We start from the raw sequence: 14,251 nt of genomic DNA on the forward strand, positions 1-14,251 counted from the left end.
TACCAATGGCATGGCAGAGTAGCCAAGTTCGGCAGGGATAAACGCTGAAGGCATCTAAGCGTGAAGCCCCCCTCAAGATGAGATATCTCATAGCAAAAGCTAGTAAGACCCCTTGAAGACGACGAGGTGGATAGGACAGAGGTGGAAGCATGGCAACATGTGTAGCTGACTGTTACTAATAGGTCGAGGGCTTGACCATAAACACTTGACGATTGGCAAGACGAAGTCGCAGACAGAGTCTAGTGTGTTGGTCGTTCGATTGAACGAAGTGAAATCGAACTTCCTAAACAGCATAATTGTTAAGTAAATGGTTCATAGGATAGAACAAAAATGGATGATTGAATAGTTTGAATGTGTGGTTTTGAAGGTATATAAGCCTTCGTGAAGAGCAATTCTTCGAGATAATCCTTGATAGCTCAGTCGGTAGAGCACGCGGCTGTTAACCGCGGTGTCGTAGGTTCAAGTCCTACTCAGGGAGTTATATTTATCTTTATGATAAATATATATCCGTAATTAAATAAGGCAAATTCACTTATGTTAGGCTCCATGGTCAAGCGGTTAAGACACCGCCCTTTCACGGCGGTAACAGGGGTTCAAATCCCCTTGGAGTCATTTTAATATAGCTAACAACTGAATGTCTATGCCGACGTGGCTCAATTGGCAGAGCAGCTGACTTGTAATCAGCAGGTTATCGGTTCAAGTCCGATCGTCGGCTCTATGGACCTTTAGCTCAGTTGGTTAGAGCAACCGGCTCATAACCGGTCGGTCCTGGGTTCGAGTCCCCGAAGGTCCATTTTGTTAACTATATTATAAGTTTGGCCCGATGGCTCAGTTGGTTAGAGCGCCGCCCTGTCACGGCGGAGGTCGAGGGTTCGAGTCCCTTTCGGGTCGCTGAACATTTTAGGTGTTCAAAATAATAAAGTGTTTATTAGTAGCAGTTCAAAGATATACCTACTGATAAATATCCCATGGGATCTTAGCTCAGCTGGGAGAGCATCTGCCTTACAAGCAGAGGGTCACAGGTTCGAGCCCTGTAGGTCCCATTTAGTGCCGGCGTGGCGGAACTGGCAGACGCACAGGACTTAAAATCCTGCGGGACTAATCTCCCGTACCGGTTCGATTCCGGTCGCCGGCATCTATTTTATATAGAAAGTAGAGATGCTTTCTGTATTGTGCTTTACAGGGGTAAAGCAATGGAATAAAATTATTTATAAGTGTGCTTAGCTCAGCTGGATAGAGCGTCTGGCTACGGACCAGAAGGTCGGGGGTTCGAATCCTCTAGCGCACGTTAAAGAGTCTTTGTTTGCAGCAAGTGCAGATGAAGGCTTTTTTTGTGTTAATAAAGTATTTATATAATTTTAATCGATCTAATATTAATTAGAAGGACTCTTTATGTTAGAATGATTATTAGCAGCCAGATGGTTTGAACCGATTAAATTGATGGGAGAGCTGCGTGGAGGAGATTTATGACAAAGAAAGAATTTTTAGAGCAATTAAGAGAAAGTCTGCAAGGAGAAATTAGCGCACGTGAAGTTAACGATAACATAAATTATTATGCTAGCTATATAGATGGTGAAATCGGCAAGGGAAAAGCAGAGGCAGAAGTTATGTATATGCTGGGAGACCCCAGGCTGATTGCAAAAACAATTATTGAAACAAGGGGAATATCTGGATCGACCACAGGCAACAATTACTTCTATGAGGCTGATGATGAGGACAACACGAAAACCAGCAAAGGCTTTAATGCCAATTATGACAAGAATGATGGCTGGGATTTGAGATTTGGAAAATTGAAGCTCAATACAAAACTGGGAAGGATAATTTCTCTGCTTGTGGTGATTTTAATCTTTGCTGTTGTAATCGTGGTTGTCGGACAGCTGGTGGCATTTTTGCTGCCGGTAGTACTTCCTATATTTCTTGTAATGTTCATATTAACATTGCTTAGAGGTGGCGGGAGATATCAATAAATGATATCGATGGAGGCATTTCTTGTGATTATTGCAACAGGCTTTGAATAGGTATCACCATTGCTTAAATCGGAAATGAGCAGGAGCAGGTAAAAAGAACCGCAACAGAAACGTTGTAATTCAGGAAAAGAGAAAGAAATGGAGCGAATTAAAGATGTATGACTACATATTATTTGATTTAGATGGAACGCTTACGAATCCGAAGGAAGGAATCACGAAGTGTATCCAGTATGCCTTAAGCTATATGGGAATTGAGGAGCCGGATCTGAACAATCTGACCAGGTTTATCGGACCGCCTCTTCACACAGCTTTTATGGAGTATTATGGCTTTGATGAGGCAGCTGCCTGGACAGCGGTTAAAAGGTACAGAGAAAGATTTGGGACGATTGGTGTATACGAAAATGAAGTTTTTCAGGGGATTTCCGATCTGCTCGGTCAGTTAAAGCAGAACAGCATGATACTTGCTGTCGCAACGTCCAAACCAGAAATATTTATGTCCAAAATCCTGGAAAAATATGATTTAAAAAAATATTTTGACGTAGCTGCCGGAAGCGAACTGGACGGCATGCGAACAGAAAAAGCAGATGTCATCGAAGAGGCGTTGAGGCGATTGTCCATATCGGACAAGGAAAGATCCAGAGTAATCATGGTTGGAGACAGGAAGTATGATATAGAAGGTGCAAAAGCATGTGGTATACATTCAGTCGGAGTAGAGTTTGGATTCGCAGAAGAAAATGAATTAGAGTCTGCCGGAGCGGACTATGTTGTCTCAAGTGTAGATGAACTGAAGAAGTTGCTGCTTAATAATTAAAATATAGGTAAAACCCACTTCTGCTATATTGAGTTGCAGAGATGGGTTTTTCTTGTTTTGGGTTAAAAAAGAAATGTTTTTCATTAGTCAGATGAGTTGGCTTAAAAATACAAAGTGAAACAGCCGGTAGGGGAGCTACCGGCTGTTTCGATGAGGGGAGTATAAATAATTAATAAGGGGTTATAAATGTAAAAAAATTTTTTGAAGGGTAAACTTTTTTACTTGCTTATTATAATATACTTTTTGATAGAATGCAAGATAAATTCATATATAATTTTTGGGGTTATGAGTAATAATAAACTATTATCATCAAAAAAACATCCGTTTTGCGCAAACGAGCGACAGAAAAGCGCATAAATAAACAAAAAATGTGAGAAAATATGCATGATGATCGATTTCAAAACGACACTATAGAAGAAAAATAAAAGAAATTTCTTTTAAAAGCCGCGAAAATCAAGGGAATCAGGAAGAACAAAAATGAAATGAAACGAACATTGGATGTTTTATCTATATAAATATACATTCGTTATATTAAAGACAATCCATTGAAACGGGATGCCTTTTCATAAAAGCATATATTTTTTTAAATATATTAACAGGTTGACAGGTTTTAGCATGCGATTTAGTATGTATCTGAGAGGGAAATTAAGAAATGCGCAGAAATATCTGCGGTTCTAACATAAGAAAAGGATGGTGGCAATTTATGAAGATAATGGTTGCATCAGATATACATGGGTCGGCATATTACTGCAGAAAGATGATTGAGGCTTATAAAGAGGAACGGGCAGACCGGCTGCTTCTTCTGGGTGATCTTCTCTACCACGGGCCGAGGAATGATCTGCCTAGGGATTATGAACCGAAGGAAGTTATTAAGATGCTTAACGAATGGAAGACGGAAATTCTTGCGGTAAGGGGAAATTGTGATGCCGAGGTGGATCAGATGGTTTTAGAATTTCCTATTATGGCAGATTATTGCATAGTGGTCAATGGTAAGAATACGGTTTACGCGACACATGGCCATATCTTCAATAAGGATAACCTGCCGCCGTTGAAAGAAAATGATATACTTCTTCATGGGCATACCCACGTTCTGACAGCTGAAAAAAGGAACGGTTATATGCTGCTTAATCCGGGATCAATTTCGCTTCCAAAAGAGGGAAATGTACCGAGTTATGCAATTATGGATGAAAAGAATTTTGTCATCAGGGATTTTTCTGGGGGCATCATTGCAGAGGTGGAAATTGGAAAACAAACGAAAGTAAGTGGAGAGTAAGCAGAGAGTAAGCAGAGAGTAAGCAGAGAGTAAGCAGGAAGTAGGCAGGAGAAAAGCAGCAGAAAAGAAGCAGAAAAGAAATGACGGCAATCTCTGAATTATATGGTATTATGTTAACATAATGTGATATAATTAAATGCATATGCGTAAGTATCCAGGAAAAATGATTGAGAAAACGATTGAAGAATTTTGGTCACTGCTCAGAACAACTGTACTGAGGTGCTTTTATGCTGATTTTACATAAAACCCGAACTATGTATGCATCAAATCGCTGGTTCTGCAATTTGTGTGCATCATTGTGACAATGCAAGACATAGTCCTGAATGGTTACGAATTTTGAATGTTAATATAGTATAAGCCGGCGTGTCCAGATGATTACGGGTGCCGGAGATGGAGAGAATAATGGAAAGAATTGAACTGATTGCACCATGTCATTTTGGCTTGGAAGCGGTTTTAAAAAAAGAGATACAGGATTTGGGATATGAGATTTCATGTGTTGAAGATGGAAGGGTCACCTTCTATGGAGACATGGCGGCAATCGCAAGAGCAAATGTCTTTCTGCGTACCGCAGAGAGGATTATGCTGAAGGTAGCATGCTTCAAGGCGGTTACTTTCGATGAATTATTTGAGAAGACGAAGGCACTGCCCTGGGAAAATTATATTCCGAAAGATGGAAAGTTCTGGGTTACAAAGGCTTCATCTGTCAAGAGCAAGCTTTTCAGCCCTTCTGACATTCAGTCAATCATCAAGAAGGCTATGGTTGAAAGGCTGAAAACCAGGTACAAGATGGACTGGTTCGATGAAAATGGTGCGAGCTATCCACTCAGGGTATTCCTGATGAAGGACGAAGTGACGATTGGTCTTGATACTTCTGGTGATTCCCTACACAGGAGAGGCTACAGGCTTTTGGCAAGCAAGGCGCCGATTACGGAAACGCTTGCAGCGGCATTGATTATGCTGACGCCATGGAATAAAGACAGGATTCTGGTGGATCCGTTCTGCGGAAGCGGTACGTTTGCAATCGAAGCGGCTATGATAGCTGCAAAGATCGCACCAGGAATGAACCGTTCGTTTACTGCTGAAAACTGGACTAATCTTATTGATAAGAAGGCATGGTATGATGCAGTGGATGAGGCAAATGACATGATGGATGATACTGTCGAGGTAGATATCCAGGCATTCGATATAGACGGCGATATCGTGAAGGCTGCCAGAGAGAATGCAAGGGAGGCAGGTGTTGATCATCTGATACATTTCCAACAGCGTCCGGTGTGCGAACTGAATCATCCAAAGAAATATGGTTTTATTATTACCAATCCCCCATATGGAGAAAGGCTTGAAGAGAAAGAGAATCTTCCGCCGCTGTACAGGGATCTTGGAGAAGCCTATAAAAGGCTGGATTCATGGTCGGCATATATTATCACAAGTTATGAGGATGTTGAAAAATACATGGGCAGGAAGGCTGATAAGAACCGTAAGATTTATAACGGCATGCTGAAAACCTATTTCTACCAGTTCCTGGGACCGAAGCCTCCAAGACCGAAAAAATAGGTTTCCGAAAGTTCGGATGATTGCAGTGCTTATAAGACCAGGCATAAAGAAACCAGGGGAGAGGGCTTGTAGGGAATAAAGCTTTTTAACGCAAAGGTCCGGCTCCAGGGAGGACGGACTTTTGCAGAGAATGAGAGGGATAAATTGTGAAACGTTCTCAAAATTATTTATTTTTACTTATTGTTGTAATGGCTTTGATTATAGCCAGATTCAATTTCATCGGAAATACGGATTCTGTTGTTAAAGGCAGGGAGGGTGCTTTTAATCCGGAAATATGGAATTCAATCATTGCAAGAACCGTGAATGAGAAGGACATTTCTTTCGCAGTTGACGCCAAGGAAGTGGAAATCGAAGAAGAGCAGCTTTATATGGATGAAAGCCTGAGCGTAATGATTCCGACCTCCTATATCAAAGAAAATTTCCAGTGTGCGGCAAATATCTATGACAAATCAAAGCTGGTCATTGAAAAGAATGACCACAAGCTGGAGTTTGAACTGGGTTCAGATTATATGTACATAAATGGAGCGAGAGTCAAGCTGTCGGCGCCGATGACCTTTCAGAATGGAGAGCTATTCGTTCCGGTTGAGGCTGTTGCGGAGGGGCTTAACTATGATTTCAACTGGGATATCGCCAGCAACGCTGTCAATGTTATGGGGAACGAGGAGAGCGACAGGATTCTTCCTTACAGCTACGACCTGAGAGAGGCCAAAATCACCTCCAAGGTAAAGAACCAGGGACAGCTTGGAACGTGCTGGGCATTTGCGTCTCTGACAGCCCTGGAGTCATCCATAGCGCCTGAAGAATCCCTTGTGTTATCGCCAGACCATATGTCCATCCAGAACAGCTTTCATGCAGGCCAGAACGATGGTGGAGAATATACCATGGCTATGGCCTATCTGACCAGCTGGCAGGGGCCGGTACTGGAGAAGGATGACCCCTATGCAGATGGTAAATCCCCCGACGACATCAAAGCCGTTAAGCATGTTCAGGAAATTCAGGTAATAGAGGGCAAAGATTATGAAGAAATCAAGCTGGCAGTCTTCCAGTATGGCGGAGTGCAGTCGTCTCTGTATACATCCCTGACAAGCGCGGCCAGCCAGTCGATCTATTACAACCGGAAAGAAAGCGCCTACTGCTTTATTGGAACAGACAAACCGAATCATGACGTTGTTATTGTCGGATGGGATGATAACTATCCAAAGGAGAAATTCAATGTAAAACTTGAGGGTGACGGTGCATTCATCTGCCAGAACAGCTGGGGCTCAAAATTCGGAAATGACGGATTTTTCTATGTTTCCTATTATGATACAAACATAGGAATGCATAATGTCGTATATACGGATGTTGAAGATACGGATAATTATGATAATTTGTATCAGTCTGATCTATGCGGATGGGTAGGACAGCTTGGATATGGCAAGGAATCCTCATATTTTGCAAACGTATATGAAGCAAAAAACAATGAGACCATTGAAGCGGTCGGATTTTACGCAACAGGTAAGGATACGGAGTATGAAATCTATGCGGTTCCGGAATTTCAGGGTACAGAATCGCTGCAGGACAGGATACTGCTGAAAACGGGATATTTTAAGAATGCAGGGTTCTATACGGTCGATTTTGACGAGGGAATAAAGACTGAGAGCGGCAAAAAGTTTGCAATCGTAATCAATATAACAACCCCGAATTCGGTCCATCCTATAGCAATTGAGTATAAGGCGGACGCAGCCACCTCCACAGTGGATTTGAGCGACGGAGAGGGCTATATCAGCCTCAGGGGCACGAAATGGGAAGACGTAGAAGAGAACCAGGAATGCAACCTCTGCCTGAAAGTCTATACGGATAACAGATAGGTTCCCGAATTGAAAGGACAGGAGTCCGGAAGTTTCATGACCGCATAATGGCGGGTGAAAGGTCCGGACTTTTTCTTTTTCAGGTAAGAAGAAAAAACACAAAAGGTATTTACACTGGAAATGGGCGCGCTTATAATGAAAAATAAAAACAGAATGACAGGTGGCAGTAAATGAAGAAAAAACTGATTTTTGCAACGGGCAACGAAGGAAAGATGAGAGAAATACGTATAATCCTGGAAGATACAGGGCTTGAAATCCTGTCGATGAAAGAGGCGGGAATAGATGTTGACATCGTAGAAGATGGATGCACATTTGAGGAAAATGCGATCATTAAGGCAAAAACAATAATGGAGCTGACTGGAGAAATAGTTCTTGCAGACGATTCCGGCCTGGAAGTGGATTACTTGAATAAGGAACCGGGCATATACTCTGCAAGATATGCAGGGGAGATGACCCCATACAGCATCAAAAACCAGATGATTATAGACAGGCTTGAGGGCGTTCCGGACGAGAAAAGGACTGCAAGGTTCGTATGCGCCATTGCGGCGGCTTTTCCCAACGGAGAGGTGGCAACTGCCAGGGGAACCATAGAAGGAATGATCGGATATGAAGAGAAAGGCAGCAACGGATTCGGATATGACCCGATCTTCTATTTGCCTGATTATGGCTGCACGACAGCTGAGCTTACAATGGAACAGAAAAACGAAATAAGCCACAGAGGGAAGGCTTTACGTGAGATAAAGAAAGAGCTGGTGAAAAGGATATAAGCAAGCGAATGAGGAAGGGCTGACAACTTTTTGATGCTGGAAATGCATCGCAGGCACATCCAGAGTAAACAAAAAGGGGAGGAGTGACAACATGAAGATTTTGATTGTAAGCGATACCCATAAACATGATGAGAATCTGCTTAAGGTTCTTCAGAAGGTGGGAAAACTGGATATGCTCATACATCTGGGAGATGTGGAGGGATCCGAGGATTATATACGCGCCATGGCAGACTGTCCTGTCGAGATGGTTTCGGGAAACAATGATTTTTTTTCCAACCTGGAAAGGGAGAAGGAGCTCAAGCTTGGAAAATACAGGACGCTGATTACCCATGGACATTATTACTATGTTTCAGTGGGCTTGGAAAATATAAAAAGAGAGGCCTCGGCAAGGAATATGAATATCGTGATGTTCGGACATACCCATAAGCCGCTCATTGATATTGATGATGACATCATTGCAATCAATCCGGGCAGCATATCCTATCCGCGCCAGGAAGGCCGTAAACCGACCTTTATTATCATGGAGATAGACAACAAGGGAGAGGCACATTTTACACTGAATTATCTGAAATGAGACCTTAGGAACTTTTCTAAACCCCGCATTTCTACGGGGTTAGAAGGGGGAATGGGAGTAGTAACAAAAAAGATCAAAAATAATGTTGACATTATGATATTGCTGTTATATAATATATCTTGCGTCAGGGAAACAAGAAGACGTTGAAACAACGGGGTGTGGCTCAGCTTGGCTAGAGCGCCTGGTTTGGGACCAGGAGGTCGCAGGTTCGAATCCTGTCACCCCGATTATCTTTTGAACAGTGGTTTTGGAAGATGATTGATATTATATGATTAATTTGAAATTTGTTTCCATATTGATTTGCGGGTGTAGTTCAATGGTAGAACACTAGCCTTCCAAGCTAGATACGTGGGTTCGATTCCCATCACCCGCTTACATTATGCACTGATATAAGTAAGATTAAGGATATCATGCAGATGTTGCTAAAGCGAATTGAAAAATTACGCATATGTGTTTGTAGCTCAGTTGGATAGAGCATCGGCCTTCTAAGCCGAGGGTCTAGGGTTCGAATCCCTACAAGCACAGTAGTCGCTAAGTTTATCTTAGCGATTTGTCTATGGTGGGTATAGCGCAGTTGGTTAGCGCGCCAGATTGTGGCTCTGGAGGCCGAGGGTTCGAATCCCTCTATCCACCCTGTTTCAGTTTGAAGTCTGTATTGGGCTATCGCCAAGCGGTAAGGCACAGGACTTTGACTCCTGCAGTCGCTGGTTCGAATCCAGCTAGCCCAGTTTAAGAACAAATCTTAAATGGTTGTTCTTAACTGAAAAGGCAGCTTGCAGGTTAACATACATGGGATATTAGCTCAGTTGGTAGAGCACTAGACTTTTAATCTAGGTGTCCCGGGTTCGAGCCCCGGATGTCTCATTACTTATATAAATAGTAATTTTATAAGTTTCATGTTTTATATGCGGATGTGGCGGAACTGGCAGACGCGCTAGACTTAGGATCTAGTGGGAGACCGTGCAGGTTCGATTCCTGTCATCCGCATTATTCAACGGTTTTGGCACCTTGTAGGAAGGTGCTGAGGCCTTTTTTTTATGCTTTGACCACAATTTTGACCACAGTTAGATTTTGGTTAATATTTTATGATTGCTATATCTATGAGTAACGTATGTGGAAAACAGCAGATGATATGTTAACTGGTGCGGTACAGGTGAAAACCAAACATTGATAAAAGCGAATATATATTTTTGAAAAAATTATTAATGTATATAGAAGAATACTTCTTCTTGACTAAAAAGGAAAATTGATATAAACTTCTTAATATGAATACACTTATAAAAACAGATTTAAAAATAAGGAGAATATCATGAATCAAAAATATGTAATAGGTTTAGATTATGGAACGCTATCAGGGCGTGCTGTTTTGGCACGATGCAATAATGGTGAAATTGTAGCAACTGCGGTTAAAGCTTATTCTCATGGGGTTATGGATCAGTATTTACCAGATGGCTATACAAAATTACCGGTAAATTGGGCACTAGAACATCCACAGGATTATCTGGATGTGCTGGATATAACAATACCGAAATTGTTGCATGACAGTGGTATAGCAAAAGAGGATATAATTGGAATTTCCATAGACTTTACATCATGTACAGTTTTACCTATAGATAAAAATGGCGTTCCGCTGTGTATGCATCCTGAATTCATACACAGGCCCAATGCATATGTGAAATTATGGAAACATCATGGAGCTCAGCAGGAAGCGGATCAAATTAATGCCTTATTAGAATCTAGAAATGAAATTACAAGTCCTCGGTTTGGAGGACGTATTTCGTCAGAACTTTTGATACCTAAAGTGTTGGAGATAATTCGTAATGATTACGAGGTTTATGAAGCAGCAGATGAGATTTTAGAGGCAGGGGATTGGTTAACCCGTTTGCTTACTGGTTCACAAAAACGAAGTGGATCTATGGCTGGATATAAAGCATGGTGGCTCCCAGAAGAAGGATATCCCAAAACCGATTTTTATGCTGCACTGGATACTCGTATGGAGAATATTGTTGAAGATAAACTTTCAGGTGATATTTGCCCGGTAGGAGGGAAAATCGGAGTACTTTCAGAAGAATGGGGAAATCGACTTGGATTAATGCAGGGGATGGCAGTAGGTGCAAGCATTATTGACTCTCATGCAGGTGCTCCAGGAAGCGGAATTAGACAAAAGGGACAAATGATGTTAGTTGTAGGTACATCCAGTGTTATGGTAGCATTAAGTGATAAACCCTATGCTAAAAAAGGTGTTTGTGGGGCACTTAAGGGTGGCATTATACCTGGGTATTATGCATTGGAATCGGGTTTGGCTGCTGTTGGAGATATGTTAGGCTGGTTTGTTGAACGGTGTGTACCGGAATCCTATGCAAATTTAGCCAAAGAAGAGAATGTCAGTGTTCACGAACTTTTGACTAAATTAGGACTCAGGTGTAATGCAGGCTCAAGTGGACTGCTGGCTTTAGATTGGTGGAACGGAAATAAAACGCCTCATGTGGATGGAGATTTGTCAGGAGTTATTTTAGGTATGACACTTCGAACGAAACCGGAAGAGATTTATCGTGCACTTATTGAATCTACAGCTTATGGAACCCGTATGATCATTGAGACATTTGAAGAAGCTGGAATTGAAATCGCTGAAATTATTGCAAGCGGTGGTATTGCGGAGAAGAACCCGCTATTTATGCAGATATATGCAGATGTAACTGGAAAAGCCATTAAACTTGCTGCCAGCAATCAAACAGCCGCTTTGGGATCGGCTATATATGCAGCGGTAGCAGCTGGAAAAGAAAAAGGCGGATATGCTTCACTTGGAGAAGCAGTAATGGCTATGAGCGGGGTGAAGGATTTGATTTACCATCCGATTGATGAAAACAAAATTGTCTATGAAAGACTTTACGAAGAATACAAAACTCTAAGTGATTATTTTGGACCAAAGGAAAATGGAGTTTTGAAGCGTCTATATGAAATAAAAGTAGAACAAACACGATATTAAAAAGATACTTATTAAATTACTTTTTAAAAAATTGACAAATAAGTGTCAAAGAATCTATAATGTTATTATGAAGTTAGAAAATCTATTAGTATAGGATAAGGATTATTTTATGGGAAGAAATAATATTGAAGTTAAGAAAATGAATCGAAATAGTATTTATACTTATATCTTAAAAGGCTCAGTGGTTTCGAAACATGAGATCGCGCAGTCTTTGCAACTGAGTATTCCTACGGTAGCGCAAGGTTTACAAGATTTGCAAGAACTGAGTCTGGTAACGGAAGAGGGGATGTTGAATTCCACCGGTGGCCGTAAGGCAAAAGGATATATGTGTATCCGAGATGCCAAAGTCGCAATAGGAATGGATATTACAGAGAATCATATCAGCCTGGTCATGCTTGACTTGGCAGGACAGATTATACTGTCTAAACGTAAACGAATAGAGGTGCATGATGACGAGAAGTTTTATCTTGCCTTGAAAAATGAGGTGGAAGAGCTGATCGAAAATAGTGGAATAAATCGGGATAGAATTCTTGGCATGGGCATTTCGCTGCCTGCCATTGTTGATGAAACAGGACAAAAGATATATGCATTGTATGAGAAAATGAGCATTTCAAAAGAGTTTTATCATATCATGACACAGTATTTTGAGTTTCCGATTATATTAACGAATGATGCAAACAGTAGTGGAAAAGCTGAACTGGGATTGCGCGGTGATTACGAAAATAGTGTTTATTTTTCTCTCAGTCATACTATGGGAGGGGCAATTTTTATTAATGGACAGTTGTTTGGAGGAAATGATCAGCGAGGCGGAGAAATAGGACACATGACGTTAATTCCTGGTGGACGGCAATGCTATTGTGGACGCAAAGGCTGTGCGGATGCATACTGTGCATCTAAGGTGCTGTCGGATGCGGTGAATGGTAGTATTGAAGATTTCTTTAAGCAGTTAGAACAGGGAGATGAGCACTGTAAGCAAGTATGGAATGAATATTTAGACTATTTAGCTCTTGAAGTGCACAATTTACATATAGTTTTTGATTGCTATATTGTTATAGGGGGGTATGTCGGACAGTATATAAATCATTATATTCATGATTTAAGAAGACGAGTACAAAAGATAGATACCTATATTGAAGATGCATCATTTTTACAAGCATCTGCTTTGAAATATGAGGCTCCAGCGATAGGGGCTGCATCTGTTTTTATCGAACAATTTAAAGAGCAAGTATAATAAATTTGAAAAGTAAAAGATACTCCTTACAATTTGGCGTTTTAACTAAATTGTAAGGGGTATTTTTGTTGCTGATGTACAAAAACAATAATAAGCTTCATTTTTTGTTGACTTATTTACGCAATGTGATTATAATGAAATTACATTTAAAAACGATTTTAAAAAGTGGTATAACAAGAAGGGAGATACAAAATGAAGGCAATGGTAACAACGGGAGCAAGGCAAATGGTAGTGCGTGAAGTGGAATGTCCAAGGCCAGCTTCAGGTCAGGTGCAGGTAAAATTAGAATACTGTGGTATTTGCGGATCAGATGTACATTACTATAAAGATGGTAAAGTTGGAGATCATGTTTTAGATCACGATATTGTTCTTGGTCATGAGGTGGCGGGAATGGTATCAGAAGTTGGAGAAGGAGTTACAGATTTAAAGGTTGGTGATCGTGTAGCTTTGGAACCTGGCATTGCTTGTGGAAAATGTATTTTTTGTAAATCTGGGCATTACAATTTATGCCGAGAAATGAAGTTTTTTGCGGATCCACCTACACCTGGGGCACTGCAGGAATATGTGGTTCATCCGGCTGATTTGTGCTTTAAATTGCCAGAGAATGTTTCTTCTATGGAGGGCGCACTGGTTGAACCGTTGTCAGTTGGTCTTCATGCTGCAGGAACGGGCGATGTAAAACTTGGACAAAACGTGTTGATTTTAGGAACTGGATGCATCGGACTTGTTACATTATTGGCATGTAAGGCAAGGGGGGCTGCTAAAATTGTAGTAGTTGATTTATATGATAAACGTCTTGAATTTGCTAAAAAACTGGGAGCGACACACGTAATCAACGCAAAAAAGGAAGATGTTAAAAAAAGAGTAGATGAAATTTTTAACGGCGAGGGAGCAGATGTGGTTCTTGAAACAGCGGGTTCGGTTATCACGATTGCTCAAACACCATTCCTTACAAAGGCAGGTGGAACCATTGTCATAGTAGGACAATCTGCTCAAAGTGAAGTTTCTTATAACTTCTCTGAAGTGATAGTAAAGGAATTGACAATTAAGTCTATTTTCCGTTATCGTAATTCATATCCAGTAGCAATCGCGGCTATAAGCAGTGGTGCTATTGATGTAAAGCAGATTGTAACACATGAGTTTTCTTTTGAAGATTCTAAAATGGGATTTGATACGGTTATTGAAGATGCAGAAAATGTTGTAAAGGCTGTTATCAAATTTTAAATATTTGGAATCAACAA

10 protein-coding genes, 15 tRNA genes and 1 rRNA gene are annotated in these 14,251 nt (G+C 41.0%); all 26 read left to right on the plus strand.

The annotated features are described in order from the left end of the window. A 23S ribosomal RNA gene (locus BJR36_RS17045) occupies nucleotides 1-199 on the plus strand; the annotation flags it as partial. A gap of 206 nt (nucleotides 200-405) precedes the next feature. Next, nucleotides 406-478 (plus strand) — tRNA-Asn (locus BJR36_RS17050). Between the two features lie 62 nt (nucleotides 479-540). After that, nucleotides 541-612, plus strand: a tRNA-Glu gene (locus BJR36_RS17055). A 30-nt stretch (nucleotides 613-642) separates the two neighbouring features. Further along, nucleotides 643-715: transfer RNA gene (locus tag BJR36_RS17060), tRNA-Thr, on the plus strand. Nucleotides 716-719: 4 nt separating this feature from the next. After that, a tRNA-Ile gene (locus BJR36_RS17065) sits at nucleotides 720-793 on the plus strand. A gap of 24 nt (nucleotides 794-817) precedes the next feature. After that, nucleotides 818-891: transfer RNA gene (locus BJR36_RS17070), tRNA-Asp, on the plus strand. 79 nt (nucleotides 892-970) lie between these two features. Beyond that, nucleotides 971-1,043 (plus strand) — tRNA-Val (locus BJR36_RS17075). 6 nt (nucleotides 1,044-1,049) lie between these two features. Continuing rightward, nucleotides 1,050-1,135 (plus strand) — tRNA-Leu (locus BJR36_RS17080). A gap of 79 nt (nucleotides 1,136-1,214) precedes the next feature. Further along, a tRNA-Arg gene (locus tag BJR36_RS17085) sits at nucleotides 1,215-1,288 on the plus strand. Nucleotides 1,289-1,466: 178 nt separating this feature from the next. Further along, nucleotides 1,467-1,967 carry a DUF1700 domain-containing protein gene (locus BJR36_RS17090; RefSeq protein ID WP_091236578.1) on the plus strand — a complete coding sequence of 167 codons (501 nt, stop codon included), beginning with the start codon at nucleotides 1,467-1,469 and terminating at the stop codon, nucleotides 1,965-1,967. Nucleotides 1,968-2,121: 154 nt separating this feature from the next. Next, nucleotides 2,122-2,778: an HAD family hydrolase gene (locus BJR36_RS17095; RefSeq protein WP_091236580.1), complete on the plus strand. Its 657-nt coding sequence runs from the start codon at nucleotides 2,122-2,124 to the stop codon at nucleotides 2,776-2,778. A gap of 703 nt (nucleotides 2,779-3,481) precedes the next feature. Beyond that, nucleotides 3,482-4,051, plus strand: a complete 570-nt coding sequence (yfcE, locus tag BJR36_RS17100) for a phosphodiesterase (protein WP_091236582.1) — start codon at nucleotides 3,482-3,484, stop codon at nucleotides 4,049-4,051. A 402-nt stretch (nucleotides 4,052-4,453) separates the two neighbouring features. Further along, the gene (locus BJR36_RS17105) at nucleotides 4,454-5,602 is read left to right on the plus strand and encodes a THUMP domain-containing class I SAM-dependent RNA methyltransferase (RefSeq protein WP_091236585.1); all 1,149 of its coding nucleotides are present in this window, start codon (nucleotides 4,454-4,456) and stop codon (nucleotides 5,600-5,602) included. A 188-nt stretch (nucleotides 5,603-5,790) separates the two neighbouring features. Continuing rightward, nucleotides 5,791-7,452 (plus strand): lectin like domain-containing protein, encoded by a 1,662-nt coding sequence (locus BJR36_RS17110; RefSeq protein WP_091236627.1) that lies wholly within the window; start codon nucleotides 5,791-5,793, stop codon nucleotides 7,450-7,452. Nucleotides 7,453-7,622: 170 nt separating this feature from the next. Continuing rightward, nucleotides 7,623-8,219, plus strand: a complete 597-nt coding sequence (locus BJR36_RS17115; RefSeq protein WP_091236587.1) for an XTP/dITP diphosphatase — start codon at nucleotides 7,623-7,625, stop codon at nucleotides 8,217-8,219. 91 nt (nucleotides 8,220-8,310) lie between these two features. Continuing rightward, complete coding sequence (locus BJR36_RS17120; RefSeq protein WP_091236588.1) at nucleotides 8,311-8,793, plus strand: metallophosphoesterase family protein; 483 nt, start codon at nucleotides 8,311-8,313, stop codon at nucleotides 8,791-8,793. A gap of 152 nt (nucleotides 8,794-8,945) precedes the next feature. Further along, nucleotides 8,946-9,020: transfer RNA gene (locus BJR36_RS17125), tRNA-Pro, on the plus strand. A 75-nt stretch (nucleotides 9,021-9,095) separates the two neighbouring features. Further along, nucleotides 9,096-9,166: transfer RNA gene (locus tag BJR36_RS17130), tRNA-Gly, on the plus strand. Nucleotides 9,167-9,243: 77 nt separating this feature from the next. After that, a tRNA-Arg gene (locus BJR36_RS17135) sits at nucleotides 9,244-9,317 on the plus strand. A 35-nt stretch (nucleotides 9,318-9,352) separates the two neighbouring features. Then, a tRNA-His gene (locus BJR36_RS17140) sits at nucleotides 9,353-9,426 on the plus strand. A 23-nt stretch (nucleotides 9,427-9,449) separates the two neighbouring features. Then, a tRNA-Gln gene (locus BJR36_RS17145) sits at nucleotides 9,450-9,521 on the plus strand. 63 nt (nucleotides 9,522-9,584) lie between these two features. Then, nucleotides 9,585-9,657 (plus strand) — tRNA-Lys (locus tag BJR36_RS17150). A 43-nt stretch (nucleotides 9,658-9,700) separates the two neighbouring features. Beyond that, nucleotides 9,701-9,780, plus strand: a tRNA-Leu gene (locus BJR36_RS17155). Between the two features lie 322 nt (nucleotides 9,781-10,102). Then, entirely contained in the window at nucleotides 10,103-11,779 is a 1,677-nt protein-coding gene (locus BJR36_RS17160; RefSeq protein WP_091236590.1) for a ribulokinase, read from the plus strand. Between the two features lie 109 nt (nucleotides 11,780-11,888). Then, nucleotides 11,889-13,010, plus strand: a complete 1,122-nt coding sequence (locus BJR36_RS17165; RefSeq protein ID WP_091236592.1) for an ROK family protein — start codon at nucleotides 11,889-11,891, stop codon at nucleotides 13,008-13,010. A 192-nt stretch (nucleotides 13,011-13,202) separates the two neighbouring features. Beyond that, nucleotides 13,203-14,234 (plus strand): NAD(P)-dependent alcohol dehydrogenase, encoded by a 1,032-nt coding sequence (locus BJR36_RS17170; protein ID WP_091236595.1) that lies wholly within the window; start codon nucleotides 13,203-13,205, stop codon nucleotides 14,232-14,234. The last annotated feature ends 17 nt before the right edge of the window (nucleotides 14,235-14,251 follow it).

The sequence above is a fragment of the Anaerobium acetethylicum genome, assembly GCF_900096945.1.
Lineage (GTDB): Bacteria > Bacillota > Clostridia > Lachnospirales > Lachnospiraceae > Anaerobium > Anaerobium acetethylicum.

Excerpts from the sequence above, each read along its gene's own strand:
- BJR36_RS17160 (WP_091236590.1), top strand. The coding sequence starts at position 10,103 with ATGAATCAAAAATATGTAATAGGTTTAGATTATGGAACGCTATCAGGG.
- BJR36_RS17170 (WP_091236595.1), top strand. The coding sequence starts at position 13,203 with ATGAAGGCAATGGTAACAACGGGAGCAAGGCAAATGGTAGTGCGTGAA.
- BJR36_RS17095 (WP_091236580.1), top strand. The coding sequence starts at position 2,122 with ATGTATGACTACATATTATTTGATTTAGATGGAACGCTTACGAATCCG.
- BJR36_RS17120 (WP_091236588.1), top strand. The coding sequence starts at position 8,311 with ATGAAGATTTTGATTGTAAGCGATACCCATAAACATGATGAGAATCTG.
- BJR36_RS17115 (WP_091236587.1), top strand. The coding sequence starts at position 7,623 with ATGAAGAAAAAACTGATTTTTGCAACGGGCAACGAAGGAAAGATGAGA.
- BJR36_RS17105 (WP_091236585.1), top strand. The coding sequence starts at position 4,454 with ATGGAAAGAATTGAACTGATTGCACCATGTCATTTTGGCTTGGAAGCG.
- yfcE (WP_091236582.1), top strand. The coding sequence starts at position 3,482 with ATGAAGATAATGGTTGCATCAGATATACATGGGTCGGCATATTACTGC.
- BJR36_RS17110 (WP_091236627.1), top strand. The coding sequence starts at position 5,791 with ATGGCTTTGATTATAGCCAGATTCAATTTCATCGGAAATACGGATTCT.
- BJR36_RS17090 (WP_091236578.1), top strand. The coding sequence starts at position 1,467 with ATGACAAAGAAAGAATTTTTAGAGCAATTAAGAGAAAGTCTGCAAGGA.
- BJR36_RS17165 (WP_091236592.1), top strand. The coding sequence starts at position 11,889 with ATGGGAAGAAATAATATTGAAGTTAAGAAAATGAATCGAAATAGTATT.